Source organism: Polaribacter sp. 11A2H, assembly GCF_011379025.1.
In the GTDB taxonomy this organism is placed as follows: Bacteria; Bacteroidota; Bacteroidia; order Flavobacteriales; family Flavobacteriaceae; genus Polaribacter.
In genome coordinates, this window is the sequence record NZ_WTLD01000003.1 from 90198 (window position 1) to 115658 (window position 25461).

General features: G+C 28.8%; 21 protein-coding genes. 5 read left to right on the forward strand and 16 right to left on the reverse strand.

The annotated features are described in order from the left end of the window. Positions 1-237 precede the first annotated feature (237 nt). Genes GQS58_RS04745 through GQS58_RS04755 form a run of 3 tightly spaced genes read right to left on the reverse strand, consistent with a single transcriptional unit; the run spans position 238 to position 3327 of the window. Positions 238-1293 (reverse strand): glycosyltransferase family 4 protein, encoded by a 1056-nt coding sequence (locus GQS58_RS04745; protein ID WP_166383405.1) that lies wholly within the window; start codon positions 1291-1293, stop codon positions 238-240. Next, positions 1280-2599: an O-antigen ligase family protein gene (locus GQS58_RS04750; protein ID WP_166383407.1), complete on the reverse strand. Its 1320-nt coding sequence runs from the start codon at positions 2597-2599 to the stop codon at positions 1280-1282. Before GQS58_RS04750 ends, GQS58_RS04745 begins: the two co-directional genes overlap by 14 nt. After that, positions 2596-3327 (reverse strand): hypothetical protein, encoded by a 732-nt coding sequence (locus GQS58_RS04755; RefSeq protein ID WP_166383409.1) that lies wholly within the window; start codon positions 3325-3327, stop codon positions 2596-2598. The genes GQS58_RS04750 and GQS58_RS04755 overlap by 4 nt, the downstream gene beginning before the upstream one ends. Before the next feature lie 127 nt (positions 3328-3454). Between GQS58_RS04755 and GQS58_RS04760 the strand changes: the two genes are divergently transcribed. Then, positions 3455-3778, forward strand: coding sequence for a hypothetical protein (locus GQS58_RS04760; RefSeq protein WP_166383411.1), 324 nt, complete (start codon positions 3455-3457; stop codon positions 3776-3778). On the opposite strand, the gene GQS58_RS04765 is transcribed toward GQS58_RS04760, so the two are convergent. The 10 genes from GQS58_RS04765 to rnpA form a co-directional block, all read right to left on the reverse strand. Continuing rightward, positions 3749-4930: a glycosyltransferase family 4 protein gene (locus GQS58_RS04765; RefSeq protein ID WP_166383413.1), complete on the reverse strand. Its 1182-nt coding sequence runs from the start codon at positions 4928-4930 to the stop codon at positions 3749-3751. The two genes, GQS58_RS04760 and GQS58_RS04765, sit on opposite strands and share 30 nt — an antisense overlap. A 35-nt stretch (positions 4931-4965) precedes the next feature. Further along, complete coding sequence (locus GQS58_RS04770; protein WP_166383415.1) at positions 4966-6186, reverse strand: glycosyltransferase family 4 protein; 1221 nt, start codon at positions 6184-6186, stop codon at positions 4966-4968. Beyond that, a complete protein-coding gene (locus GQS58_RS04775) occupies positions 6183-7598 on the reverse strand; it encodes a lipopolysaccharide biosynthesis protein (RefSeq protein ID WP_166383417.1) in 1416 nt (471 codons plus the stop codon). The genes GQS58_RS04770 and GQS58_RS04775 overlap by 4 nt, the downstream gene beginning before the upstream one ends. A gap of 219 nt (positions 7599-7817) precedes the next feature. Continuing rightward, a complete protein-coding gene (gene rfbC / locus GQS58_RS04780) occupies positions 7818-8369 on the reverse strand; it encodes a dTDP-4-dehydrorhamnose 3,5-epimerase (protein WP_166383419.1) in 552 nt (183 codons plus the stop codon). Further along, complete coding sequence (gene rfbA / locus GQS58_RS04785) at positions 8366-9223, reverse strand: glucose-1-phosphate thymidylyltransferase RfbA (RefSeq protein WP_166383421.1); 858 nt, start codon at positions 9221-9223, stop codon at positions 8366-8368. Before rfbA ends, rfbC begins: the two co-directional genes overlap by 4 nt. Before the next feature lie 2 nt (positions 9224-9225). After that, positions 9226-10233 carry a dTDP-glucose 4,6-dehydratase gene (gene rfbB / locus GQS58_RS04790; protein ID WP_166383423.1) on the reverse strand — a complete coding sequence of 336 codons (1008 nt, stop codon included), beginning with the start codon at positions 10231-10233 and terminating at the stop codon, positions 9226-9228. Positions 10234-10236: 3 nt separating this feature from the next. Then, a complete protein-coding gene (locus tag GQS58_RS04795) occupies positions 10237-11274 on the reverse strand; it encodes a hypothetical protein (RefSeq protein ID WP_166383425.1) in 1038 nt (345 codons plus the stop codon). Between the two features lie 32 nt (positions 11275-11306). Next, on the reverse strand, positions 11307-12986 hold the full coding sequence (locus GQS58_RS04800; protein WP_166383427.1) for a DUF6909 family protein: 1680 nt from the start codon (positions 12984-12986) through the stop codon (positions 11307-11309). A gap of 26 nt (positions 12987-13012) precedes the next feature. Continuing rightward, entirely contained in the window at positions 13013-14644 is a 1632-nt protein-coding gene (locus GQS58_RS04805) for a S41 family peptidase (protein ID WP_166383429.1), read from the reverse strand. Continuing rightward, positions 14631-15047, reverse strand: a complete 417-nt coding sequence (gene rnpA, locus GQS58_RS04810) for a ribonuclease P protein component (protein ID WP_240914558.1) — start codon at positions 15045-15047, stop codon at positions 14631-14633. Before rnpA ends, GQS58_RS04805 begins: the two co-directional genes overlap by 14 nt. A 171-nt stretch (positions 15048-15218) precedes the next feature. Between rnpA and GQS58_RS04815 the strand changes: the two genes are divergently transcribed. From GQS58_RS04815 to GQS58_RS04830, 4 genes are all read left to right on the forward strand, one after another. Beyond that, positions 15219-16397, forward strand: coding sequence for an acyl-CoA dehydrogenase family protein (locus GQS58_RS04815; protein WP_166383433.1), 1179 nt, complete (start codon positions 15219-15221; stop codon positions 16395-16397). Between the two features lie 40 nt (positions 16398-16437). Continuing rightward, a complete protein-coding gene (locus GQS58_RS04820) occupies positions 16438-17202 on the forward strand; it encodes an SGNH/GDSL hydrolase family protein (protein WP_166383435.1) in 765 nt (254 codons plus the stop codon). 529 nt (positions 17203-17731) lie between these two features. Beyond that, positions 17732-20473: an outer membrane beta-barrel protein gene (locus tag GQS58_RS04825; RefSeq protein WP_166383437.1), complete on the forward strand. Its 2742-nt coding sequence runs from the start codon at positions 17732-17734 to the stop codon at positions 20471-20473. 129 nt (positions 20474-20602) lie between these two features. Next, positions 20603-21505 carry a YihY/virulence factor BrkB family protein gene (locus tag GQS58_RS04830; protein WP_166383439.1) on the forward strand — a complete coding sequence of 301 codons (903 nt, stop codon included), beginning with the start codon at positions 20603-20605 and terminating at the stop codon, positions 21503-21505. Positions 21506-21526: 21 nt separating this feature from the next. Here GQS58_RS04830 and GQS58_RS04835 read toward each other — a convergent pair whose 3' ends face one another. The 3 genes from GQS58_RS04835 to GQS58_RS04845 form a co-directional block, all read right to left on the reverse strand. Continuing rightward, the gene (locus GQS58_RS04835) at positions 21527-21712 is read right to left on the reverse strand and encodes a DUF2892 domain-containing protein (RefSeq protein WP_166383441.1); all 186 of its coding nucleotides are present in this window, start codon (positions 21710-21712) and stop codon (positions 21527-21529) included. Between the two features lie 19 nt (positions 21713-21731). Next, complete coding sequence (locus tag GQS58_RS04840) at positions 21732-22037, reverse strand: hypothetical protein (RefSeq protein WP_166383443.1); 306 nt, start codon at positions 22035-22037, stop codon at positions 21732-21734. 99 nt (positions 22038-22136) lie between these two features. Continuing rightward, a complete protein-coding gene (locus tag GQS58_RS04845; RefSeq protein ID WP_166383444.1) occupies positions 22137-25331 on the reverse strand; it encodes an efflux RND transporter permease subunit in 3195 nt (1064 codons plus the stop codon). Positions 25332-25461: the final 130 nt, after the last annotated feature.

Consider the following 25461-nt stretch of genomic DNA (forward strand, 5'->3'; position numbering starts at 1 on the left):
GTGTAAAATCAAAAAAATGACAGTAATTTTTCTAAACTTAAAAGGGATATACAAATAAACCTCTAAAATTGAACTTCTTGTAGAAAAAACTAAATAACAATGGTGTTAATAGACCCTATAGTAAAACCTAAAAACACATGTAATATAACAGATGATATTTTAAAAAAACTACAACATCAAATAACCTACTAAAACCATATTTACACACAACAAGAAGATTCATTTATTAAAAAGGTTTTACTTTTTTAAATGCTTTGCCTCTAATTCTAAAATTTTTATTTTTAAGAAACTAGCAGACTTCGTCCAACTATATTTATCCAATTGATTAAATACTTGCTTAGGTTTATTTATTGATAAAATAATTTTATCTTTTATATCCGCTGTACTTTTAGGATTAAAATACACCGCATTGTTACCACAAACTTCTTTAAAAACATCTATATTAGAAACACATACAGGAGCACCACAACTCATAGCTTCTATTATTGGTATACCAAAACCTTCATACAAACTAGGATATACAAAAAGCCTTGCGTTCTTATAAAATCCTTTTAAATCATAATCATTTACACCTGTTAGTATTTTAATGCGAGAATGATGTTCTTCTATATTTAAAGCCTCAAAAGCAAAATTTTTATCAAAATTACCAATAATATATAACTTTAATTTTTTATCAGGTAATATAAGAAATGCTTCAATTAATCTTTTTAAATTTTTTCTAGGATGAAAAGAAGAAACTGTTAGAATATAATCTTCTTCATTTTTATAACTTTCTTTTTCTTGTGCATCTTTTTCTAAAAAAATGGTACTTACAGCATTGTAGATAACACTAATTTTATTTTCAGGTATTTCTAATTCACTAATCAGTTCTTTTTTAGAGCTATTACTAACTGTTAATATATGGTCTGCCTTTTTAGCTATAATCGGTATCATAAAATTATATACCAATGAAAACATTTTTGAATTCCATTCGGGAAATAACCTAAAACTTAGATCATGGATTGTTACAATTTGATGTTTTAAAAAAAGAGGAGCAGTATTACATAATGAAATTAATAAGGCATCTTTTTTGCTAACATACAATTGTAATGTTATTTGCTCCCATAAATGACCTGTTAAATTACCAATTTTTTTTATATCTAATTCTTCTGCAATCTCAGAATTTATAATATTTTTTGGAGAAACAAATTCAATTTCTAAATTACTTTTTTTTAACTCCTTACAAATTTCAATTGCAAACCTTTGAACCCCTGTAATTCTTTGAGTTAAAAATCTTGAATTAATTATAATCATACGAATTTTTCTTTTTTAGGGTATTAAAAAATAAAAGCGAATTAAAGAAAGAAAAAAAGATAACACCATCTGATCTTACTAAAATATTTTCCGTTAAAAACATCAGACAAATAGATATTATAAAATAAAAATATATAAAATTTTTATCTCTATAAGATTTTCTTATCATATAAAACAAAAAAAACATAAAGGCTATAAAACCAATAACACCAGAAGAAACAAAAAATAAAAGATACTGATTATGAGTATTATAATCATTCCAACTATAAATAACAGAACTAAGTTCTGTAGAATAACAATTATTTAATTCATCTTGCATGTCACCAATACCAACACCTAAAAATAAATTTTTAGGAATTAAATTTAACGAACAGTAATATATACCGTTTCTAACATTTGAAGAATTATAATCATTAATTTTTGAACTTTTATTTAAAACCTGAAACCCTGTGTTAAAATACTCTTTTACCCTTATAGATAGTGGGTTCTTAAACGATAATGTAAGAATACAAATTAGCGAAAAAGTAAAACCTAAATAAAACAACTTCTTTTTTGTTAATCTACCAAAAACAACAATAGTTATAATACTAGATACTAAAAGAGACAATAAAGGCATTCTAGTTGAAATAAGGTATAACCAAGTTAACAAGATAACTACTAAAAAGAATAAAACGACTCTTTCAGCCCATATCTTCCTTTTATAAATTGAAGCACTAAATATAAAAATAGTAAAAGATATCCATAATCCTTGGTAAGTAGTATGTGTGTTTGAAATGGTATTTATAAAACTTCTAAACCTTCTAAGCTTGATTCTTGAAACAGCTTCTTCAGTAACCTCATGAATAGATTTGTATCCGTTAATTTTTATTTCTGATACTGATAATCCTTCCAATAAATAGTCCATATTAAATAAGACTACACTTAATTGATAAAGAACTAGTAAAACAACGGCAATAGAAAAAACATATATAATTCTAAACACATTTTTATTATTAAAAATATTTCTATTTAAAAAAAAAGGAATTGGAATAATTATAAAAGACAACATTTTAGTTAAGGTATTTATTCCTTCATTTGTATTTTTAGAATAAATTAATGAAAAAATTAATATTAAATACGGAATTAAAAACACCCATATTTCTTTATTCAATTTAACATTAATCTTATTTTCTTTAAAATAAAATAAAATACCAGATAGACACCAGATAACAGTTACGACACTTCTAACTCCAAAAGGAAGTAAAGGAAAAGATGCTAAAACTAAAGTGAAACTTAAAAAGAACTTATGTAAAATACTTATTTTCATTTTTCTAAATTATGTATTACTTTCTCTTTTTTTATTTTTATAAACAATAACGGAAAGATTCCTAAAAACACAATGCTTTGTGTTAAATGAACAAGAAAACCAGCTAAAAAAAAGGCTATTAAAATAAAAAAGGACTTATTATTATTTTTAATTTTTTGAAGAATAAAAAGAATAATTAAAACAATTCCTATAAACCCAGATGAAAATAAAAAAAAGAACCAAGAACTATCTATAGTCTCTATAAAACCACCTATTCCTCTAACACCTCCTCCTACATTACCAATTGCTCCTCCAAAAAGAAAATTATAATCTACATTAATCTGAGTAGTCCATAAATGAACTCTATCATATAAAGATGCTGTTGATAAAATATTATTTTTAGCTAAAGAAATAAATGTTAAAACACCAACAGGCATTCCAACCTTTAAAAGTAAAACTAACTTCTTCAAATTTTTCTTTTTGGTAAAAAACTTAAAAAACTCATATACTATAAAAATCAAGTATGGACTTCTTACAAATGAAAAAATTAAAGGTATTAATGCAAAGTATTTCTTCTTTTTAAATTTTTCATTTTGATCCATTAAAAGATAAGTTAAAATACTAAAATAACCTACAGATGCAGGATTACCAATAAGAGCTGGAGATCTCCAAAATTTAGAAAAATTAGTCATTTTAAATTTATATTCAGGATCAATTCCCCATCTATAACGTCCTGTCATTAATTCCATATAACTCTTTGGCCCTAAAACATAGGTTAATATTATAAACCCTGTATTTAATATTAGTAAATAAAAAAGAAGGTTTAATATTTTATTCCACTCTTTTTCTTCGATTTCTAATTTTTGAAATATAAAAATGAGAATAAATAAAAAATACACTTCTCTAAACGAAATATATAAAGATTGTAATCCATTATTATTAAACAACAATACTATAAATAACCCCAAAAAATATAGAATAAAAAGTGAGTCTATAATGGTGACTTTTATTTTTTTTATTGCTTTAAAAAGGAACAGAAAACAAATTAAAAAAAAAGAAAGAGGATGGATAAGTTTTTTTAATTCCCAATTACCAAGAAATTTAAAAACGACAAAAGTTAAAACACCTTGTGTAGATATTATTGTTAAAAGAATAGACCAAAAAAAAAGCTTATTTAATTTTACCCTCATTGATCAATAATTTATGAAACACATTTAAATACTCCTCCACAACTTTTTCTACTTTAAACTGTTTAAGAAACTCCTCATTAAAATTAAAACTATTTAAAAAATTCTTGTCTAAAATTATTTTTTCGATAAGAAGATCTAAATTTTCATCATCCGGGTTAAAAATAAAGGCTTTATTATTCGACAAAAGTTCTATGATGCCACCTCTCTTACTACCAATAACAGGTTTTTTATGTATTAAAGATTCTAAAACAACTCTTCCGAAAGGCTCGTGCCATAATGAAGGCACAATTAACACATCTATTTTCTTAAAGAAATCATTGCTATTTATAAACCCTAAGAATTTTATTTTATCAGAATTATTAATTCCTTTTAAATAATTAAGATATTTTTCCTCTATATTTCCTGCAATTAAAAGTTGCCAATTCTTACTTTTTATATTTAAGAAACTTTGTAATAACAACTCAACACCCTTCGATTTATTAACCTGACCAATATAACCAAACACAATTTTATCATTATTTATAGAATTATGTTTACTCTTAATATTAAAACCATTATAAATTACTTGATTCTGCACATCTTTAAAATATCCATTTTTTAAATGATCTTGTAAAATATAATTACTAATACCTATTACATGATCTACTTTAGCTGAATCTTTCTTTTTTGTAATAGAAAGTAATTTACAATCTACGCAAAGAGTTTTACAATTTTTTTCATTTTTAAACTTTGTTATTTTTGGACATTGTAAATAATAATCTCTTAAAGTATGAACTATCTTTACCTTAAATTGCTTTGCTATTGACCAAATATTGGTAGAAAAGCCACTTAAATTATTTGTAAATAAAACATCTGGTTTAAATTCTATAAATATTTTATTAAACTCACTAAGATAGTTGGTATTCTTAGAATCTTTTAAATGCCATAAAAATTTCTGATATGGAGACTTAGTACTATTATCAAAAGGCCAATAATTGTTTTTAATTTTTAAAGCATTAACACTAACTCCTTTTATTTCATAATTTGAGTCTTGTTTATCTAAACAAACAACTTTTACAACATGTCCTGAAAGTACTAGTTTTTCAGCTAAAATTTGTACTGATTTCTCTGCACCTCCAATACTATTAGGATAATATAAAGTATTAACAATCAATATTTTCATAAACAAACTCTACTTTAGTAAGTATTTTTTTAATATCACTTTATTAGGTGATTTTTAATTTTATTTTTAACCTTATCATATAACACCAAATTACTTAAATAAAATTTGAGCCCTCTAGATTGCTCGTACTTCTTAATATTAAAAATTAATTCTGTATCATTTTCTATTTTTTTTACCTCCTTTACAATTGGTAATATATTTTTAGCATTCTGAGACCAATTAAAGTTTTCTTCTGAATAGGCTATTGCATTTCTCTTTCTTTCTTCTAAATTCAGAGAATTAGTAACATAATCTTGTAATAAAAATGTTAAATGATTTATATCTACATAGCTCTCTTTCCAATAATATTTATCCCTTCTCTCTTTTCTGGACGAAACATTAATTAAGTGACCATTTTTTTTATCAACAACAAACTCATTCATTGGTGCTTCATTTGTTGTTATTACCGGCATTCCACAACTCCCTGCTTCCGCAATAGACAAACCAATTCCTTCTAATCTAGTTGGATATACATAAACATCACCTTTATGATACAAACCAGGTGCGGATATTGTTCCATTTATAATTTCTAGTTTGTTCTGTTTTATTAAATCTTCACATACATTTTTTAATTTCGGAAAAAAATTAAAAATATCTGCCTGAGAATGTATAATTAACTTTGCTATATCTGAATCTAATTCGTTAAATGCTTTTATCAAAAAATCTGTCCCTTTTCTATAAGGATTCATTCCTGCTGAATGGAAAAAAACTATTTCATTTAATTTTGTGATTTTTTTTTGTGTTTTGTTAAATATATTCTGGTTTGTACCCCAAGGAATATAAAAAACTTGTGGATGCCAATTAAAGACATTATAATGTCTCTTAGTATTGCAAATTAGAAAATCGAAAACACCAAATAAAGGAACTGTTGATGCTGTGTAATAATCTATATAAGAACCAATTGTTACTCCTAGTTCTCTACACAATAAAACTGGTGACCAAATATGCTGTTCATTAAAAAAAACAATGTCTAGATTATTTGTTTTAACCCAATTTTCAAAATGCTTAAGGTCTATTTTATCTAACTTTGTGTAAGAATACCTTTTACCATAAGTAATCTGTTTTGTCTCCCACTTTGGGTCATTAGAGGCAACATCCTCACCACCTCTAGCGTATATAAATACTTCGTTTTCTTCTTCCCAAATTTCTTTAAATTGTTTAGAGACATAAGCAGCTCCCCTTTCAAACCAAGTAGTTACTATTCCTATTTTTTTCATAAAATTTCTTTAACTTTTTTTATATTAATTCCTATTTCATTTCTATTAAAAAATACAAATATTATTATTGTTAAGAGCTGCATTAAAAATGAAAACCAAACTAAAGAAATAAACGTATTAATAATAAATAATAAGGTAATAAGTAAGAATAGTGAAAAAAAGTAGTTTTTAAAATACATTAAATAATTATATATTTTTAAATTTATTAATTTAAAGGTAATATAAAACCCAGCAAACATTTCAATTGTAGCAAATAAATTGATGCCCAAAGCTATACCTAAAGCAGATTTAAAAAAAAAGTAACCTAAAAACACTCCAATAAACCTTAAAGGAATAGATATAAATATTGCATATTTCCATTGTTTATTTGGGTTTCCTGTTATTAAAAATAATAGTCCTGATGGAGATGCTATTATCATTCTAACACATTGGTAACCAAAAATTAAAAGAAGTGGTAAAGTTTCAATCCATTTATTAGTTAAAAGCTCTGGTACCAAAATTTGACTTATAGATACAAGAAAAATAATTAATGGCGCTAAAAAAAAGAAAAATGAATATGTAAAACTAATATAACTATCTCTAATTAAAGATGATTTAACTTTTGTTAAAACGGGATAAATAGTTTTGTTGAAAATCTGAACTAATAATGATATTGGTTTTAAAATTAAATTGAAGGCTAATAAGTATATCCCTAACTGTTCCTCACCAAGTAATTTACCAATTAAAAGAACATCTAATTGCTGAGCGAAAAAATTTAAAACGTTAAAAATAAATACATTATACCCAAACTTTAAATGTTCATAGATAATTTTAAATGAAAAAAACTTATGTCCAAAAACACTCTTAAATGTTATAAGTAAAAAACCCAAAGAAGTTAAACCAACTGTAACTAATTGCTGAACTATTAAAGACCAGTAACCATAATTTTTTATTGCTAAAAAAACTGCAATAACTCCTGATATAGTAATAGCAATTATTTCTACTATAGCTAATCTTTTAAAATCTAATTTCTTTTGCAAATAACCTCTAGAAACAATACCAAAGCTAGATAATAAGACTGTTAAAACAAGTACTTTAAAGATCGATTCTATTTCTTTATTATCATAAAAATATGATAAAAATGGTGATAATAAATATCCTCCTAGATAAATAAAAACCCCTAAAATTATATTTAAAAGAAATAAAGAAAGTAAATGATTTTCTTTAAAACTTTTAGAATAAATGATAGAACTATCAAACCCAATATTTTGTATTGTATTAAAAAATAGCACAAAAACAGTTGCCATACCTATAATACCGAAGTCAGAGACATCAATTAACCTTGCTAATACAACTAAGGTTAAAGAAGAAAATAAAACTTTATATACTTGCGTAATAAAATTCCAACTAAAACCTTTAATAACTAAATTCATTATATATAATTTAATACTTTTAACCTCTAAACAATAAAGATTTAATCTGTGTTTTATTATTTTTCATCTACGATTCTGACTCCATAAATGTTATGTAGCTTACTTACAGGTACGAGAATCTTTTAATAGCTTGTGCTGCTAGATATATCTCGAATAAACAAAATAATTTTTGTTATAATTGAGATGAGGTATATTTTTTAATAAATAACTTATTGTAAATTATGATTCCTTTACAAACTTGTTAAATGGGTGTAATTTAGTATCCTTTTCTGACAATGTAACTTTATTAGAAGGTATTTTCCAATCAATTTTTAAATCTTCATCATTATAAATAACTCCATCTTCAGACTTTAGGTTGTAATAATTATCACATTTATAAGATACAATAGTATCATCTTCTAAAACAGAAAAACCATGTAAAAAACCTCTAGGCACAAATAATTGTTTATTATTATCTGCAGACAATTCTACCGAAAACACTTTCCCAAAAGTTTCAGAATCTTTTCTTGCATCAACGGCAACGTCTAAAATTCTGCCCTTTACAACTCTTACTAATTTTGCTTGTGCAAACTCGCCTCTTTGTAAATGCAAACCTCTTACAACACCATATTGCGAAGTAGATTGATTTCCTAAAACAAAATCTCCAGTAAAACCTGTCTTTTCTTGAAACTCTTTTTTATTATATTCCATTAAAAAACACCCTCTATTATCTTTAAAGAAAATTGGTTCTATTACAAAACAATCTTTTAATCCTGTCTCTTTAACTATCATTTTATTTCTAATAAATTATTTCCATAACCACTTTTTAAAAGTGGTTTTGCTAATTCATACATTTCTTGTTTGGTAATAAAACCAGCTCTAAAAGCAGCTTCTTCTATAGAACCTATTTTTAAACCTTGTCTTTCTTCAATTACCTGTACAAATTGAGAGGCTTGCATTAAAGAGTTAAAAGTACCAGTATCTAACCAAGCAGTACCTCTATCTAAAATGGTTACTTTTAATTTTCCTTTTTCTAAATAGGTTTTATTAATATCTGTTATCTCAAGCTCTCCTCTTTTACTTGGCTTCATTTTTTTTGCAATTTCTATAACAGAATTATCATAAAAATAAATTCCTGGAACTGCATAATTAGATTTAGGCTCTAAAGGTTTCTCTTCAATAGATAACACCTTCTTATCATCATCGAACTCTACCACTCCATAGCGTTCTGGATCATTTACATGATAAGCATATACAATTCCTCCATCAGGATTATTATTTTCTTTTAATAATCTTGGTAAACCAGAACCATAAAAAATATTATCACCTAAAATTAAAGCTACACTATCATTTTTTATAAATTTCTCCCCAATAATAAATGCCTCTGCCAATCCATTAGGTTCTTCTTGAACTGCATATTGAAAATCACATCCATATTTTTTTCCATCACCCAATAATCTTTTAAACAATGGTAAATCTTGCGGTGTAGAAATGATTAATATTTCATTTATCCCTGAAAGGATTAAAACAGAAATAGGATAATAAATCATCGGTTTGTCATACACTGGCATTAACTGTTTACTAACCGCTAATGTAAGAGGATGCAACCTTGTACCAGAACCTCCTGCTAAAACTATTCCTTTCATATTTAACTATATTTTTCTAAATACCACTGAATGGTTTTTCTAATACCAGTCTCAAAATTTTCTTGAGCTTTCCAGTTTAATTTATTCTCTATTTTCGATGCATCAATTGCATATCTAAAATCATGACCTGCTCTGTCTTCTACAAAACTAATTTGTTCTTTGTACGATTTTCCTTTTGGTTTTTCATCGTCTAAAATTTCACAAATAGCATTTGCTATATATAAATTATTTCGTTCGTTTTTACCGCCAATATTGTAGGTTTCCCCTAATTTACCTTCTTTAAAAGCAAGTGCTATTCCAGTACAATGGTCTAATACAAATAACCAATCTCTTATATTTTTTCCATCACCATAAATGGGAATATTTTCCCCAGAAATTGCTTTTCTTATAATTGTAGGAATCAGTTTTTCATCATGTTGTTTTGGTCCATAATTATTAGAACAATTGGTGGTTACAACATTCATCCCAAACGTATGAAAATAGCTTCTTACCATAAAATCTGATGATGCTTTAGATGCACTATACGGACTATTTGGTGCATAAGGTGTTTCTTCTGTAAACAAACCTGTTTCACCTAAAGTGCCATATACCTCATCTGTAGAAACATGTAAAAATCTTGAGCTTTCAAAACCTTTTGTAAATACATTCGGGCTTTCCATCCAATATTTTTTTGCAACATCTAGTAAATTAAAAGTTCCAAAAACGTTTGTTCTAACAAAAGCATCAGGATTTTTAATAGAATTATCTACATGAGATTCTGCCGCAAAATGAATAACCCCTGTAAATTTATGTTCCTTAAAAAGGTTTTCTACCAAATCTCTATCACAAATATCTCCTTTTACAAAAATATATCTTTCATTATCTTCTATTTCAGACAAGTTAGAAAGATCTCCTGCATACGTAAGTAGATCTAAGTTTACAACTTTGTAATTTTTATTGGTATTTAAAAAATAAGGTATAAAATTAGAGCCTATAAACCCTGCTCCACCTGTTATAAGAATTGTTTGCATTGTTTATTTTTTGTAGTTGTTTAGAAACGTATTTAACTGTTTTATCATTAAAAATAAAATCATAATAGCCGCACCTAAAGCACATAATAAAAACACATAATTTTGTGTAACTCCACTTATTTTATAACCTACCGCCTGAAAATTAGAAATTACATTTATAATCTCATATTTTTCAGATTTATCATCAACAACACTCATTAATTCATTATTAATCCTTCTGTTTGTTTCAAATAGCTCTAATTCTTTAGTTGTGCTCTTTACTCCTCCTAAATCTATATTTGTTCCATTACTTTGCTTCTTAGCCTCTTCAACCATTACTTGCATGTAAACCTTTCTCAAAGAATCTACCTGACCTAAATTTTGGCGTAATAATGAATCTGTTCTATTTAAATTCTCATTACCTAACTCTTTTAATCTATTAAAGTATTTATTTTTTGTAACTGAAGAAATAATAACATCTCCTAAATTATTAAAAACGTCATTTTTCTCTGAAACTACATGAATTTCATGAGCCTTATAGTCATAATCTGAGAACGCCATTTTAAACTGTTCATATTTATAACTCTTAACAGTTGCTGTATCTACATCCAAAATAAATTCATTGTAAGAATCAATAATATCGTTTTCAGTTTTAATTGAGGTGATTGTAAATTTCTTAAAACTGGCAGCTGTTGGTTCATCTAATTTAAAAATAGCTGCTAAATCTGCCGTTTTCTGTTGTTTTACAAGATCATTATAGTAATTTATATTATTGTATAATTGCCTTGTACTTTCAAAATTCGGTTTTACAATTAGATCAGATCCATAAAGATCCTTCTTTTTTACCTCCAAAAAGATACCTGCAACAGCCCCTATTAATGCTGCAATTGCAATTTTAATAAAGTGTTGTTTAAAAAAGATTAAAATTATGATTAGAAAATTAAAAAACGCTTTAAAAATACTTCCAATAAAATTAAAAAACTTAGAAAATCCTTTACCTATAAGTACAAATAAAGAACCTAAATCTATTTCTTCTTCGTTATTTTTTTGATTTGTTGACATTCTTCTTTGATCTAAAATTTAGCCTTTGGCTATTAAAAAATTTGTTCTAATATTTTTTGTGTAATCGCATATGTTGGTGTAACACCTGTCATACCTAGACCTCCTGAGGCCAATGTTGCTCCTGTTTCTAGCGGATTATCTGATGCATAGTATGCATATCTTACTTTTACGTTTTTAGAAATATTTCCTCTAATTTTAGAGGCAGATTGTATTGCTTTTTGATAATGAGCTCCTTCCATCTCTAAACCAATAACATTCCATGTAGAATCATGGAAAAACTGTAACAAATCTTTATTTTGTAATGAGGTTCCTAAAACAGAAATCATAGAACCATCAAAAACTTCTACTCCAAAACCTTCTAAATCTTCTTTAGACAACTCATTTTTAAACGGATAATTGTCTGCAGTACCTTCAAAAATATGTGCAGTAGGAATCATAATATCTCCTTTACCACCTTCTAAAATACCTGCTTTTCCCATTATGGAAACAGATTTTACATCTAGGTGATTTTTCTTCTTTGTGTTTTTATACGGTTTTAAAAGCTCATCCATAGTTTCGTAAGCTTGTTCACCAAAAGCATAATCCATTACAATAATAACAGGCTTTTTGTTTACAGAATTTACTTTATCAAACGGAGAATCTTCAAAATTAATTTTCTCTGTATCTATTACTTGTACATTAATATTGGTACCAGAAGTATCTTTAATATAGATCAATCCATTTTCAGACGCATATTGCTTAACCGCTTTTTGCAAAGGTTTACTATCTGAATTACTTAATAACTGAAACAGGCCAAAACCTTCATGTTCTTCAGCTTCTTTTGGCAACGCACCTTTTGCATAAATAGAATTTAAGACACTGTGCATGTTTGCACTAATAATATGAATTGGTCTTTTTAGTAAACTATTTTCTTTTAGTACTTTTTTAATATTATTTGCCCAAATATCACCATAAATATGATGTCCGATTTCTTCAATTAAAACAGAGCTAAAAGTAACTTTTCTCTTTTTGTTATCTAAAACTTCATCTATTGCTAATTTACCTAACCAATAAATTAAATGAAAAAAACGATCTTTTTTTTCTGATGTTGCAAATGTTTTATGAATATCTACTACTTCCTCAAAAGTTCTTCCTAAAATATTACTTAAATGAGCAGTAGCAACCTCTCTTTCTTGGTCTGTAATTTCTTTATTATAGATAACAATATCTTCTAAATATTTCCATTCTCTAATAAAATCTGTTCCTTCGTTTATGGTTACTCTTTTTTGAATTTTATGAGATTCTATAAACAAGAACGTTAAATGTGTAAGAATATCATAAATTTCAGAACGCCCACGAGTAATCTCTATGTTCATTTGATCTTTGTCTATTCTATAACAATTTCTTCTTCTTTTTGGAGGAATTATGCTTTCGAAATGAGAATCACCATAGCCTTCATCTGCCGTTAAATTGATAAATTGACACTCTTCAATTCCTTTTGGTAATCTTTCTATTACATAGACCAAACCACTTAATTCAATTCTTTCTTCTGCAATTGAACCATAAATCTCTGGTCTTAAAGAAAGTAAAGATTTACGCAATGTTTCTCCCGAAATTCCCATTGGTTTATAAAAACCTCTACTAAATAAATGACGCATAGAAATGTATAATTTCTCTATTGCATTGGTAGATTCTTGGGCTCTTGTTCTATCTGTTTTATTTATTTTCGCCATTCTAAATTTTAATCTTCAAAGATAAATTAATTAGCGGACAATAGCTGCTTATATTCATCTTGGTTATACAGTAATTTAACTGCTTCTTTTATAACCAAATCATTTTTTAAATTATGGTTATAAACTCCTTTTCGATAATAATATCTATTTAATATTTCTTCTTTAATTACTCTTTTTAAAATATCTTTATTCTTTGATATTTCATCAATCTTATCTTTAACCAATTTTTCTTTAATTTTTTTATACTCGTCAGAAATATCATTTCCTTTTGATGCCTGATAAGCTTCCTTAAAAAGCTTCTCTTGTTTGGTAACAAACGTAGTATCTGATTGTAAATAATTAGTAAAATCTATAAAATCTGATTCTTTAAAATCAAAATTAACTTCACTTTCTATTGATGGATGCTGATAATAATAATTTGTTGCAAAATTAAAAATAGTGATAGCGCTTAATAATTTTTCTGTTGCTGCTGTTTTTTCTGATGTTTTAATAACTACATCTGGTAAAACTCCGCCTCCATCATATACTTTTCTACCGTTTGCCGTTGTAAAGACATTAACTCCTGCATCAGAAAATTTAGGAACTTTTCCATTTTTATCTCTATTAGCATAATCTAATTCTTGAATACATCGACCACTTGGCGTATAATATTTAGAAATTGTTAATTTTAACTGCGTACCGTATGTCAATTTTCTATAACGCTGCACCAATCCTTTACCAAAAGAACGTTGCCCCATAATTACCGCTCTATCATAATCTTGCAAAGAACCACTTACAATCTCAGAGGCCGAAGCAGAACGTCCATTTACTAAAACTACAATCGGTATTTCTAAGTCTAAAGGATCATTAGTACTTTTATAAATATTGCTCCATTTTTTAACTTTAGCTTTTGTAGAAACAATTACTTCTCCTTTTGGCAAGAAGAAATTAGAAATATTTATAGATTCTAACAAAGAACCTCCGGGATTCCCTCTTAAATCGAAAACCAGTTGCTTCATTCCTGCTTTCTTTAATTTTCTAAATGCTTTTTTTACTTCAAATGACGCTTTTTCATTAAATCTTGTTAATACAATATACCCCGTTTCTTCATCGATCATTTCAGAAAAAGGTACTGGGTTTATCTCCACTTTATCCCTTGTTATTTCTTTCTGAATCCTTTTTCCTTGTCTTTCAATTTCTGCAGAAAACATGCTGTTTGGCGTTCCTTTTATCAACATAGAAAGTTGTTCACTTTCCATATCTTTTATAGTTTGTCCGTTAATAGAAACAATAATATCTCCAGGTTTTAAACCAGCTTTATCTGCCGAATATCCCTTAAAAATTTCTTTAATCTGAATTCCTTCTTTTAAATAATAAACAGTAACGCCAATACCTCCGTACTCACCTTCTCTTAATATTTTTGCATTTTCTACATCTTGCTCGTTGTAAAAATTGGTATAAGGATCTAAATTTTTAAGCGTATTTTTAATAGCACTATCTGTTAATTCTGCAGGATTAATTTCATCTACATAATACATATTTAACTCCTTAAATAAAGTATTGTAAATTTCAATTTGTTTTGCAACCTCAAAAAATTTCGATTTAAATGCAAACGATAAAAAGATTGTTCCTACCAAAAGGACAATAATTGTATTTTTCGAAATCTTAAACCTCGTCATTTTTCTTATTATTTATTTCGCTCACAAACCGAGTTAGTAACTTTTCCATTTTTAAGTACATCTCGTCATAAGTACATTTATCTTTCCCAATATACGAAATCATAAAAACATAAGGTAACTCTATATTATTGTAGACAATTTCTTTTTGTAAACGATAAGATTCTCGCATTAATCGCTTAATTCTATTTCTATCTACAGCTAGTTTAAAATTACGTTTAGGAACAGAAACACCCACTTGAGCTGGGAATTCTGAGGTATGCTCCGTTTGTAAAAAAATCATTCTAAGAGGAAACGCCTTTACAGAATTTCTCTCCATATAAAGTTTTTCTATGAGCTTTTTACTCTTTAAACGCTCTTCTTTTCCTAAGGTATGCTTCATGTATACAAACTTAATAGAAATCATCTACTTTTTATAGATTTTGTATCTTTAACTTTAATATTTGTTGCTTTTTTAAAGTTTCATTTTAACAAACATAAACATCAATATTAAACAAGAATCAATATATTTGTTTAAAAACATACATATTGTTCAAAAAATAAGATTAAATTCGAATCAATTTTTAGATATAAACTTATGAAACAAGATCTTTTTCAAGCTCCAGATTATTATAATTTAGATGATTTATTATCCGAAGAACATAAACTAGTAAGAGATGCCGCTAGAGAATGGGTAAAACGAGACGTTTCTCCTATTATTGAAGAATATGCTCAAAAAGCAGAGTTTCCTACTCAGATTATTAGTGGTTTGGCAGAAATTGGTGCTTTTGGGCCTTATATTCCAGAAGAATATGGTGGCGCAGGCTTAGATCAAATTTCTTACGGATTGATAATGCAAGAAATAGAACGTGGAGATTCTGGAGTTCGCTCTACAGCTTCCGTACAATCTTCTTTAGTTATGTATCCTATTTATAAATATGGAAATGAAGCACAACGCAAGAAATATTTACCAAAGTTAGCTTCTGGTGAATGGATGGGCTGTTTTGGATTAACGGAACCAAACCACGGTTCTAATCCCTCTGGCATGGAAACAAAGTTTAAAGATATGGGAGATCATTATCTCTTAAATGGTGCTAAAATGTGGATTTCTAATGCGCCTTTTGCTCAAGTTGCCGTTGTTTGGGCTAAAAATGAAGAAGGTAGAATTCATGGTTTATTGGTAGAACGCGGAATGGAAGGTTTTACAACGCCTACTACACATAATAAATGGTCTTTACGTGCTTCTGCAACCGGAGAACTTATTTTTGATAACGTTAAAGTACCTAAAGAAAATTTATTACCTAATAAATCTGGATTAGGAGCGCCTTTAGGTTGTTTAGATTCTGCCAGATTCGGAATTGCTTGGGGCGCAATTGGTGCTGCCATGGATTGTTATGACACCGCTTTGCGTTATTGTAAAGAGCGCGAACAATTTGGCAAACCAATTGGTCAATTTCAGCTTCAACAGAAAAAATTAGCAGAAATGATTACAGAAATCACCAAAGCACAATTATTAGCATGGAGATTGGGTACTTTAAGAAATGAAGGCAAAGCAACATCTGCTCAAATTTCTATGGCTAAACGAAACAATGTAGACATGGCAATTACCATTGCAAGAGAAGCAAGACAAATGTTAGGCGGAATGGGAATTACTGGCGAGTATTCTATTATGCGCCATATGATGAATTTAGAAAGTGTAATTACTTATGAAGGAACGCATGACATTCACTTATTAATTACAGGTTTAGACGTTACGGGTTTAAGCGCTTTTAAATAAAATTGTGTAATTAAATCACTAAAAGTCAGACTACAATAATATGAAGAACTTATACCTCCTTATTACTGCAGTCTGTTTTTTATTGTTTTTATCTTGTGCTAGCGTTTCAGAAATAGATGCTATCATAGAAAATGAAGAGATTATTACCGTAAAAGATAGTGTAACAGACATAAATAATTCTGATACAATAAAACACCAAGCTTTTAAAATTTTAGCGCTAGGAGATAGTTATACTATCGGACAAAGTGTTTGTAATACTTGTAGATTTCCTGAACAATTAGTAGGTTCTCTTTTAATACAAACCGAAAACAAAAGTACTTTTCCTTTAAAAATAATAGCAAGAACTGGCTGGACTACTACTAATTTAATTAACGCAATAGCATCAGAAAAAATTAGTACAGACTATAATTTAGTTACATTGTTAATTGGTGTCAATAATCAATATCAGAATAAATCGTTTTCCCTTTATAAAGAAGAATTTCCTAAATTGGTAAACATGGCTATAAAAGCGGCTAATAGTAATATGAATAATCTTATTGTTGTATCAATTCCCGACTATGCTTTTACACCTTTTGGACAAGGAAACCCTACTATTTCTAGTGATATTAAAAAATATAATGATTTTGCTAAATCTTACTGCGCAGAAAAAAACATTACTTTCTTAAACATTACAGACATTACAAAAATGGGGTTATCAAACACTGCTTTAGTTGCTAATGATGGTTTGCATCCTTCTAAATTAGCCTATACAAAATTTGTAGAAAGACTTTTACCAATTGCATTAGAAAAGTTAGCAAAACAGTAAGTATTCTAAATAAAACAGCTTGTTATCTACAATTAACTTTATTACCAATCAACTTAAAAAAGTAATAAGAGCAAGGACTTAAGAAGCTTTTAGTAAAATATTTGGGCATCGCTTACAGTTGATACCCTTTTTTTTATACTTATTACAACAGCTACTTTTTGGTTTTATGCAGTTAGAAGAGCAAACACTATCACAAACGGATGTATTTAACATAGAAACTACAGACTTACTTTCGGTATAAAAAACTATCATATTAAATAATTATATCGCAAATATAGTATTTATTTAGAATAAATAAGAATAACAAAATAAAAAACTATAAAATCTCCACACTTAACTAATTTTTATTGTAATACACGCAATGGATACCTGATAAACTTGGTTCATTTTTTTCTCAAAATAGAAAAAGAAATAGCAATCTAAAAACTTAAAGTTTTGTTAAAACACCATATTTATCAATTCTTTAATTAAACCTTTGCCTAGAAATTTAGTTACACTATTTCACACCTCATTTAATCAACCAATAATAATGAAGAAAGTTCTTTTACTCATCTGCTTAATTTTTACCTGTATCACCTATTCTCAAACTAAAGAATTTAAAATTACTGGTACAATAACATCTCTAGAAGATAATGAATTACTAGAATCTGCAACCGTACATGCAGAACGTTTAAAAGACAGCAGTATTATTTCTTATACAATAACCGACGCTAAAGGTTATTTTAATGTTGAAGGAAAAACAGCAGATAGCCAAATAAAATTAGTCGTTTCATATATTGGTTATAAACCGTACACAAAAATAATTAATACAAAAAACCAGCATGTTGGTAATTTAAACTTAGAACTAGCTAATGCATTAGATGCTGTTGTTATTAGATCTAGTGCTCCTATCACCATAAAAAAAGATACTGTAGAATTTAATGTAAAGTCTTTTAAAACTAAAAAGGATGCCAATGTAGAAGATCTGCTAAAAAAACTACCTGGCGTAGAGGTAGATGATGAAGGTGGCATTACCGTAAACGGAAAATCTGTTAATAAAATACTCGTTAACGGAAAACCTTTCTTTGGTAACGACCCAACAATTACCACCAGAAATCTTACAAAAGATATTATAGAAAAAATACAAATTTCAGATACAAAAACAAATGCACAAGCGTTTGCTGGTGAAGATTCTGATGGAGAAAACAAAACGATAAACCTTACTATTAGAAAAGAAAATAATAAGGGATATTTTGGTAAAACTGCAGCTGGTATAGGAACAGACGGCAGGTATGAATATGCAGGCATGGCAACGCGTTTTAAACAAAGTGAACGAATTGGACTTTTAGCTGGTGGAAATAATGTAAATTCTCCTGGTTTTAGTTTTGGAAATCAACGATTACAGTTTGGTGGAAATGATAGAAGTTTTGGAGGTGGCCAAGGTATTGTTACTTCTAACAATTATGGTCTAAACTACATAAATGATTTTGGAGAAAAATTTGAACTTTCTAGTGATTATTTCTATAAAAACAGTGAATCTGACAATAAAACAACTAGAAACAGAGAAACATTCTTAGCAGACGGTACAAGCTTTTCTACAAATTCTTACAACACTTCTTTTAATGAAAGCGATAGTCATGATGCAAGTGTAGATTTTGAGATTGAAATTGACAGTACTTTTAGAATTGATATAGAGTCTGATTTTAATGCAGATACAAACAAGAACACATACTCAAGTATCTCAGAAAGTTTTAATAATAGCAACACACTTACAAACGATTCTAACTCTAATTCTATTGCAGATTCTAATAGAAAAAAGTTTGATAATGAGATAAACATAACAAAGATGTTTGGTAGTAGAGGTGCATTTTTAAAAGTAGAATTGACAGCAAATGTAGATAAATCTGAAACTGAAGATTTGGTAAAATCAGAAACCAATATTTATGGAGATAGTCCAAATCAAATAGTAAGAGATCAATTTTCTGATGGTAATACAGACAAAACAGAAATAGGTAGTGAGGTTACCTATCGTATTCCAATCATCTCTAAACTTTTACACTTTGATGTTATTTATGAATACTCCAACACCAATACAATAAAGAAAAGAAGTACATTTAATCTTGATGAAAACACAAACGATTACTCAGATTTTAGTAGTTTATTAAGTACCGATTTTAAGTATCAAGATAATGTAAAAAAGCCACGTGCAAAGCTATCTTTCAGAAATGAAAAATGGTCTACATCTGCAGACATCGCTTACGTAAACAGAACCCTAAAAAACACAGACTTTCTAAGACCAGAAACAGATTTAGAAAGAGAGTTTAACAACCTAGAATATGGATTAAGTCTCCGTTTTAGAAAAAACAAAACTAGTAGCTTTCGCCTTAGGTATAACTTTAGAAACGGAACTCCATCATTATATGAATTACAACCATTTAGAGATGAATCTAACCCTCTAAATATTGTAACAGGGAACCCAGAGTTAGACCCAACTAAAACACATAGCCTTCGTTTTGGGCTCTCTAATTTTAATTGGCAAGACAGAACAGGTTTTTGGGCTTTTGGTAATGCTTCTATAACAAACGACAGAGTAATTGCAAATACTGTAATAGACCAAAATACACTTATTAGAGAAACTACCTATGCCAACGTAGATGGTTTTTATAGCATACAAGGTGGTGGAAGTTATAGTGTAACCAAAAAATGGGAAGATTTAGGTAGTTTAAAATATGAATTTATGGTTTTTGGAAATCATAATAAAAATATTAACTTTAATAATGGTGTACAATATTCTAGTAAAGCAACGTCAATTTCTCCAAGAATTGGTTTTGATTTTATGTGGGATGATGTATTTGAAATTAGACCTTCTTACGCTGTTTCTTTCAACAGAAACACTTACGACATAGATAGTTTTAGTGATAAAAACTTTACAAGTCATGATGTTTTAATAAGTACCTCTACTTTTTTACCTAAAAAGTTAGAATGGCGAAATGATGTTAAGTATAACTTTAATCCGAATATTGCAGACGGATTTCAAAAAAGTGCTTGGTTTTGGAATACCACTTTGCGTTATTCCATCTTAAAAGATCAAGGAGCCGTTGGTATAAAGGTGTATGATATTTTAAATCAGAATACAAATGCAAGAAGAGTAGCAACAGAAGATTATATTCAAGATTCTTCAAGTACCGTTTTAAAGCAATATGCAATGCTAACATTTACCTGGAAATTTAATAGTTTAGGAGGAGAAGGTAAAAAGTTTGAACCACAAAGAAGAGGAAGACATAGAGGATAAATTATAGAAACTAAAAAGCAGCATTTTACTATTTATTTTTCAACATAAAAGATGAAGAATAAATAGTATACTAAAACACTCGTTAAAAAAGAAAATTAGATTTATATTTATGCTATAATTTAGCTTTTAATGATAGATGAAAAAGAAGATACTAAAAGAAAAAAGTTTAACCTAAAACACTTACCCGAGTTATTAATAACGAGTGCTAAATCTTGGTTTAAAGATGATCCTTTTAATAAAGCTGCAATTATTGCTTATTATGCAATACTTTCTTTACCTGCACTTCTAATTATTATTTTTAACCTCGTTGGTTCTATTTGGGGTAAAGAAATTGTAGAAGGACAAATTTTAAACGAAATATCGAATGCTATTGGTGCTGAAACTGCAGAAACAATAAAAGGAATGATGCTTAATGATGGAGGTAAAAAAACGTCATTTTTTACAACAATAATTGGTATTGCAACTTTAATATACGGTTCTACTGGGGTGTTTTTTCAAATACAAAATATTTTAGATTCCATTTGGGATGCTAAACCTAGGTTTAAAAATGGTGTTTTAGAAACTGTTTTTGTTAGATTAAAAAGTTTTGGTTTTATCCTTATTATTGTTTTCTTACTTTTAATAAGTCTTGTATTAACTTCACTACTTAGTACTTTTGGAGAAAATTTAAAAAATATTATTTCCAATGAATTCGTGAATTCTATTTTTACTTTAGATATTTTTATTTCCTTAGCTTCTATTTATTTTGTTTTTGCTGCGATGTTTAAAATTCTACCAAATGCAAACGTACCATGGAGAGCTGTTAGAATTGGTGCATTGCTAACCTCAATTCTTTTTGTTGTTGGTAAATATTTACTTGCAATTTATTTTAGCGAACTAGAACCCGGTTCTACTTATGGTGCTGCAGGCTCTATAATTTTAATAATGCTGTGGGTTTCTTACACTAGCTTAATTCTCTTTTATGGGGCACACTTTACAAGAGCTTATTCAACAAAATATCTTTTAAAACAACCAGAAAAAATTATCGAATAAGTCTTATTTTAAGATCAACTCTTATTTTTTGACGCCCAACTTCACTAAAATGGTTTCAAGTAAACACCATTTTGTAAATGCAGATTGGATTAAATTTAGTCCAATAAAAACTCCAAACCACAACCAATTTACGCTCACATAATAGGTTAGTACAACCATTAATAAAACCATTACTCCTACTACAACTCTAAAATATTTATTTAACATTTCTTACTCTAATTTTTAATTATATATATCTTTCTATTGGCAGAACAATTGCTTTTAAAGGATTATTTGTTTTAATGTTTTTATTAAAATCTTCTATGAGCACAAACAAGCCATCTATTTTTTCTGCTTCCGTAAAAGAGAAAAACATGATAGATTCATTACCATTCTTCTCTGCAGAAAACCAATTAGAAGCCTTTAATAATTGAGGTACATTTTTATGTCCATCAATATCAGAACTACTAAAGTTTTCAATATTTGCTTTCTTGAAGATTTTTAAAACCTCCTTTTGAAATTCTTCGACTGCTGTAACTATTACTAATTTCATGAGTTTTTCCTTTTTTGCTTCCCGCAGATCTCGCGGATAATCGCAGATTTTTATTTAACTCTTCTGCGTAGATCCGCTTAATCTGCGGGAAAAAGTTCTTTATTTATAATTTTTCTTCTCTATCATATAATATACCAATGGCACAACTAATAACGTTAATACGGTAGAAACAATGGTTCCTCCCATTAATGAGATTGCTAATCCTTGAAAAATAGGATCAAACAAAATAACAAATGCACCAATTACAACAGTTCCTGCAGTTAATAAAATAGGCGTTGTTCTTACGGCTCCTGCTTCTATACAAGCTTGTTTTAAAGGAATACCTTCATCTGTTCTTAAGTTGATAAAATCAATCAGTAAAACAGAATTCCGAACCATAATTCCCGCCAGAGCAATCATTCCTATAAAAGACGTTGCTGTAAAAAAGGCACCCATAATCCAGTGTCCTAAAATAATTCCTATTAATGATAACGGGATTGCAACCATCATTACAATTGGTGCTTTAAAGTTTTGAAACCATCCAACAATTAAAATATAAATTAAAATAATGGCTCCCATAAAAGCAATTCCTAAATCTCTAAAAACCTCTAAGGTTATTTGCCATTCTCCATCCCATTTCACAGTATAATCATCTTCAAAATCTGGCTGACCTAAATACATTTCGTCTAATTTATAGCCTTCTGGAAGTTCTATTTCTTTCAACTTATCTTCCATTCCTAAAATGGCATACGCCGGACTTTCTAATTCTCCTGCCATATCAGCCGTTACATAAACTACACGTTTTTGGTTTTTTCTATAAATACTTTTTGCAGCAATCGTTTCTTTAATTTCTACCAAGTCTGCAATAGGAATCATATTTCCTTGTTTAGATTTTACTTTTAATTGAGAAATATCAGAAATAGTAGACTTTTCTTTTTCATCTAAAGTCAATACCACCCCAACCTGATTCACGGCATTTTCATCATACAAATTAGTAACAGGTCTGTTAGACAACGCCATATTCATGGTATACGCAATTTGTTGTGGCGCAACGCCATACAACATTGCCTTTTCTTTATTAATTTCAAATTGATATTCTTTCTGGTCTGCTTCCACCATCCAATCTACATCTACCACATCCGCGGTATTTTTTAAGATATTCTGAACATCATTGGCAATTCTCATTTGCTCATTATAATCTGGTCCATACACCTCGGCAACAATGGTAGATAAAACTGGAGGTCCTGGTGGAACTTCTACCAACTTTACATTTGCATTATATTTTGCAGCAATTCGTTGTATTTCTGGTCTTAATAATTTTGCAATTCCATGACTCTGAATAGATCTTTCTCCCTTATCAACCAAATTCACTTGAATATCTGCCATATTAGACCCACCTCGTAAATCATAATGACGTACCAAACCGTTAAAAGTAATCGGAGCAGAAGTACCAATATAATTCTGATAATTCACTACTTCTGGTCTTGTAGATAAATACTGAGAAATTTCTTGCGCAACAACTCCTGTTCTTTCTAAAGTGGTTCCTTCTGGCATGTCAATTACTACCTGAAACTCATTTTTATTATCAAAAGGCAACATTTTTACAGCTACAGAATTGGTGAAAAACAAGACCATTGTTGCCATTAAAACCACAAATGTTCCACCTAAAAACAACCAACGTAACTTTCCGTTTTCTAACAAAGGTCTTTCAAACTTGCTATAAATTCTATAAATAAAAGTTTCTTCTAATGGTTTTTCAACTTTCTCTACACCACCTTTTTTATCTTTTTCTCTTAAGAAAATATATCCTAAATAAGGGGTAATTGTCAATGCTACAAATAATGATAAAATCATTGCAATAGATGCTCCAATTGGCATTGGCGCCATATAAGGACCCATTAAACCAGACACAAAAGCCATTGGTAAAACAGAAGCAATTACGGTAAATGTTGCTAATATTGTTGGGTTACCAACTTCATTAATTGCATACAAAGCCGCTTGTTTAAAAGGCAGTCGTTTCATCTTAAAATGTCGGTGCATATTTTCAGCAATAATAATAGAATCATCTACCACAATACCAGTTACAAAAACCAACGCAAACAAGGTAATTCTGTTTAGCGTGTAATCCATCATATAGTAACTCAACAACGTTAAAGCAAACGTAATTGGCACAGATAAAAACACCACTAAACCACCACGCCAGCCCATTGCCAACATCACAACCAAGGTTACTGCAAAGATAGAACCGATAAGGTGCCACAACAATTCAGATACTTTATGAGAAGCTGTTTCTCCGTAATTCCTTGTAATTTCTACGTGAACATCATCCGGAATTAAAGTAGTTCGTAAATGGTCTACTTTTATTAAAATAACTTCCGCAATTTTCATTGCATCTGCACCTTTTCTTTTAGCTACCGAAATGGTAACCGCAGGATATTCAGATTTGTAATCTGCAGATTTTTCACTCGCTTTACCAAAACCTAAAGACACATAATTTTGAGGGATTTCTGGTCCATCAACAATATTGGCAATTTGTTTTAAATAAATAGGTCTGTTCTGCTGCACACCAACCACTAAATTCTCTACATCTGTTACAGACGCTAAAAAGGTACCAGTATTTACTAAAAATTCGGTATCATTTTTATCAAAACTACCCGAAATTAATTGGGTATTATTGGCTTTTATCATTTCAGAAACCGATAAGAAATCCAATCCGCTTGCTGCCAATTTATCTTTGTCTAAAACCACACGTAATTGACGATTTCTTCCACCAATTTTATGTGTAATAGAAACATCATTTACCTTCTTAATTTCCGATTCTAACTCTTGCGCCATTTGGCTTAATTGATAATCGCTATAGTTTTCACTCCACAACGTTAAACCCAACATTGGCACATCATCAATAGCACGAGTTTTAACCAACGGAAACGTAACACCCGCAGGCATTTGATCCATGTGTTTGTTAATTTCGTTGTATAATTTCACAAAAGAACGCTCAATATCTTCGCCCACATAAAATTGCACAATTACCATTGCTTTTTCGTTCATAGAAGTAGAATGCACATACTCCACACCCTTAATATTAGAAATTAATTTCTCTAAAGGTTTTACAACTCTACTTTCTACTTCTGTAGGACTCGCACCCGGATAACCCACAAAAATATCTGCCATTGGCACATCAATTTGCGGCTCTTCTTCCCTCGGAATCAAAAACGAAGCATACACACCAACCACCATAAAAACGATCATTAGCAATACTGTCAGTTTCGATCCAATAAAGACTTTTGCAATTTTTCCAGCTAAACCTTCTTTCATATTTTCTTATATTTTGGGCGTTTTAACAGGCTATCCGTTACAATCTTTTTTTGCCATGTATGGCAAAAAAAGGATTTCCACTGCTATCCTTAACGCGACAATTCTTATTCTTAACTAAATTTGTTATTTT

Coding starts and splice junctions, on each gene's coding strand:
- rnpA (WP_240914558.1), bottom strand. CDS start 15,047: ATGATTTCTATTAAGTTTGTATACATGAAGCATACCTTAGGAAAAGAA.
- GQS58_RS04775 (WP_166383417.1), bottom strand. CDS start 7,598: ATGAATTTAGTTATTAAAGGTTTTAGTTGGAATTTTATTACGCAAGTA.
- GQS58_RS04770 (WP_166383415.1), bottom strand. CDS start 6,186: ATGAAAAAAATAGGAATAGTAACTACTTGGTTTGAAAGGGGAGCTGCT.
- GQS58_RS04760 (WP_166383411.1), top strand. CDS start 3,455: ATGAGAATAAATAAAAAATACACTTCTCTAAACGAAATATATAAAGAT.
- GQS58_RS04745 (WP_166383405.1), bottom strand. CDS start 1,293: ATGATTATAATTAATTCAAGATTTTTAACTCAAAGAATTACAGGGGTT.
- GQS58_RS04805 (WP_166383429.1), bottom strand. CDS start 14,644: ATGACGAGGTTTAAGATTTCGAAAAATACAATTATTGTCCTTTTGGTA.
- GQS58_RS04765 (WP_166383413.1), bottom strand. CDS start 4,930: ATGAAAATATTGATTGTTAATACTTTATATTATCCTAATAGTATTGGA.
- GQS58_RS04820 (WP_166383435.1), top strand. CDS start 16,438: ATGAAGAACTTATACCTCCTTATTACTGCAGTCTGTTTTTTATTGTTT.
- GQS58_RS04750 (WP_166383407.1), bottom strand. CDS start 2,599: ATGAAAATAAGTATTTTACATAAGTTCTTTTTAAGTTTCACTTTAGTT.
- GQS58_RS04825 (WP_166383437.1), top strand. CDS start 17,732: ATGAAGAAAGTTCTTTTACTCATCTGCTTAATTTTTACCTGTATCACC.
- GQS58_RS04835 (WP_166383441.1), bottom strand. CDS start 21,712: ATGTTAAATAAATATTTTAGAGTTGTAGTAGGAGTAATGGTTTTATTA.
- GQS58_RS04800 (WP_166383427.1), bottom strand. CDS start 12,986: ATGGCGAAAATAAATAAAACAGATAGAACAAGAGCCCAAGAATCTACC.
- rfbC (WP_166383419.1), bottom strand. CDS start 8,369: ATGATAGTTAAAGAGACAGGATTAAAAGATTGTTTTGTAATAGAACCA.
- GQS58_RS04845 (WP_166383444.1), bottom strand. CDS start 25,331: ATGAAAGAAGGTTTAGCTGGAAAAATTGCAAAAGTCTTTATTGGATCG.
- GQS58_RS04815 (WP_166383433.1), top strand. CDS start 15,219: ATGAAACAAGATCTTTTTCAAGCTCCAGATTATTATAATTTAGATGAT.
- GQS58_RS04795 (WP_166383425.1), bottom strand. CDS start 11,274: ATGTCAACAAATCAAAAAAATAACGAAGAAGAAATAGATTTAGGTTCT.
- GQS58_RS04830 (WP_166383439.1), top strand. CDS start 20,603: ATGATAGATGAAAAAGAAGATACTAAAAGAAAAAAGTTTAACCTAAAA.
- rfbB (WP_166383423.1), bottom strand. CDS start 10,233: ATGCAAACAATTCTTATAACAGGTGGAGCAGGGTTTATAGGCTCTAAT.
- GQS58_RS04755 (WP_166383409.1), bottom strand. CDS start 3,327: ATGGAATTAATGACAGGACGTTATAGATGGGGAATTGATCCTGAATAT.
- GQS58_RS04840 (WP_166383443.1), bottom strand. CDS start 22,037: ATGAAATTAGTAATAGTTACAGCAGTCGAAGAATTTCAAAAGGAGGTT.
- rfbA (WP_166383421.1), bottom strand. CDS start 9,223: ATGAAAGGAATAGTTTTAGCAGGAGGTTCTGGTACAAGGTTGCATCCT.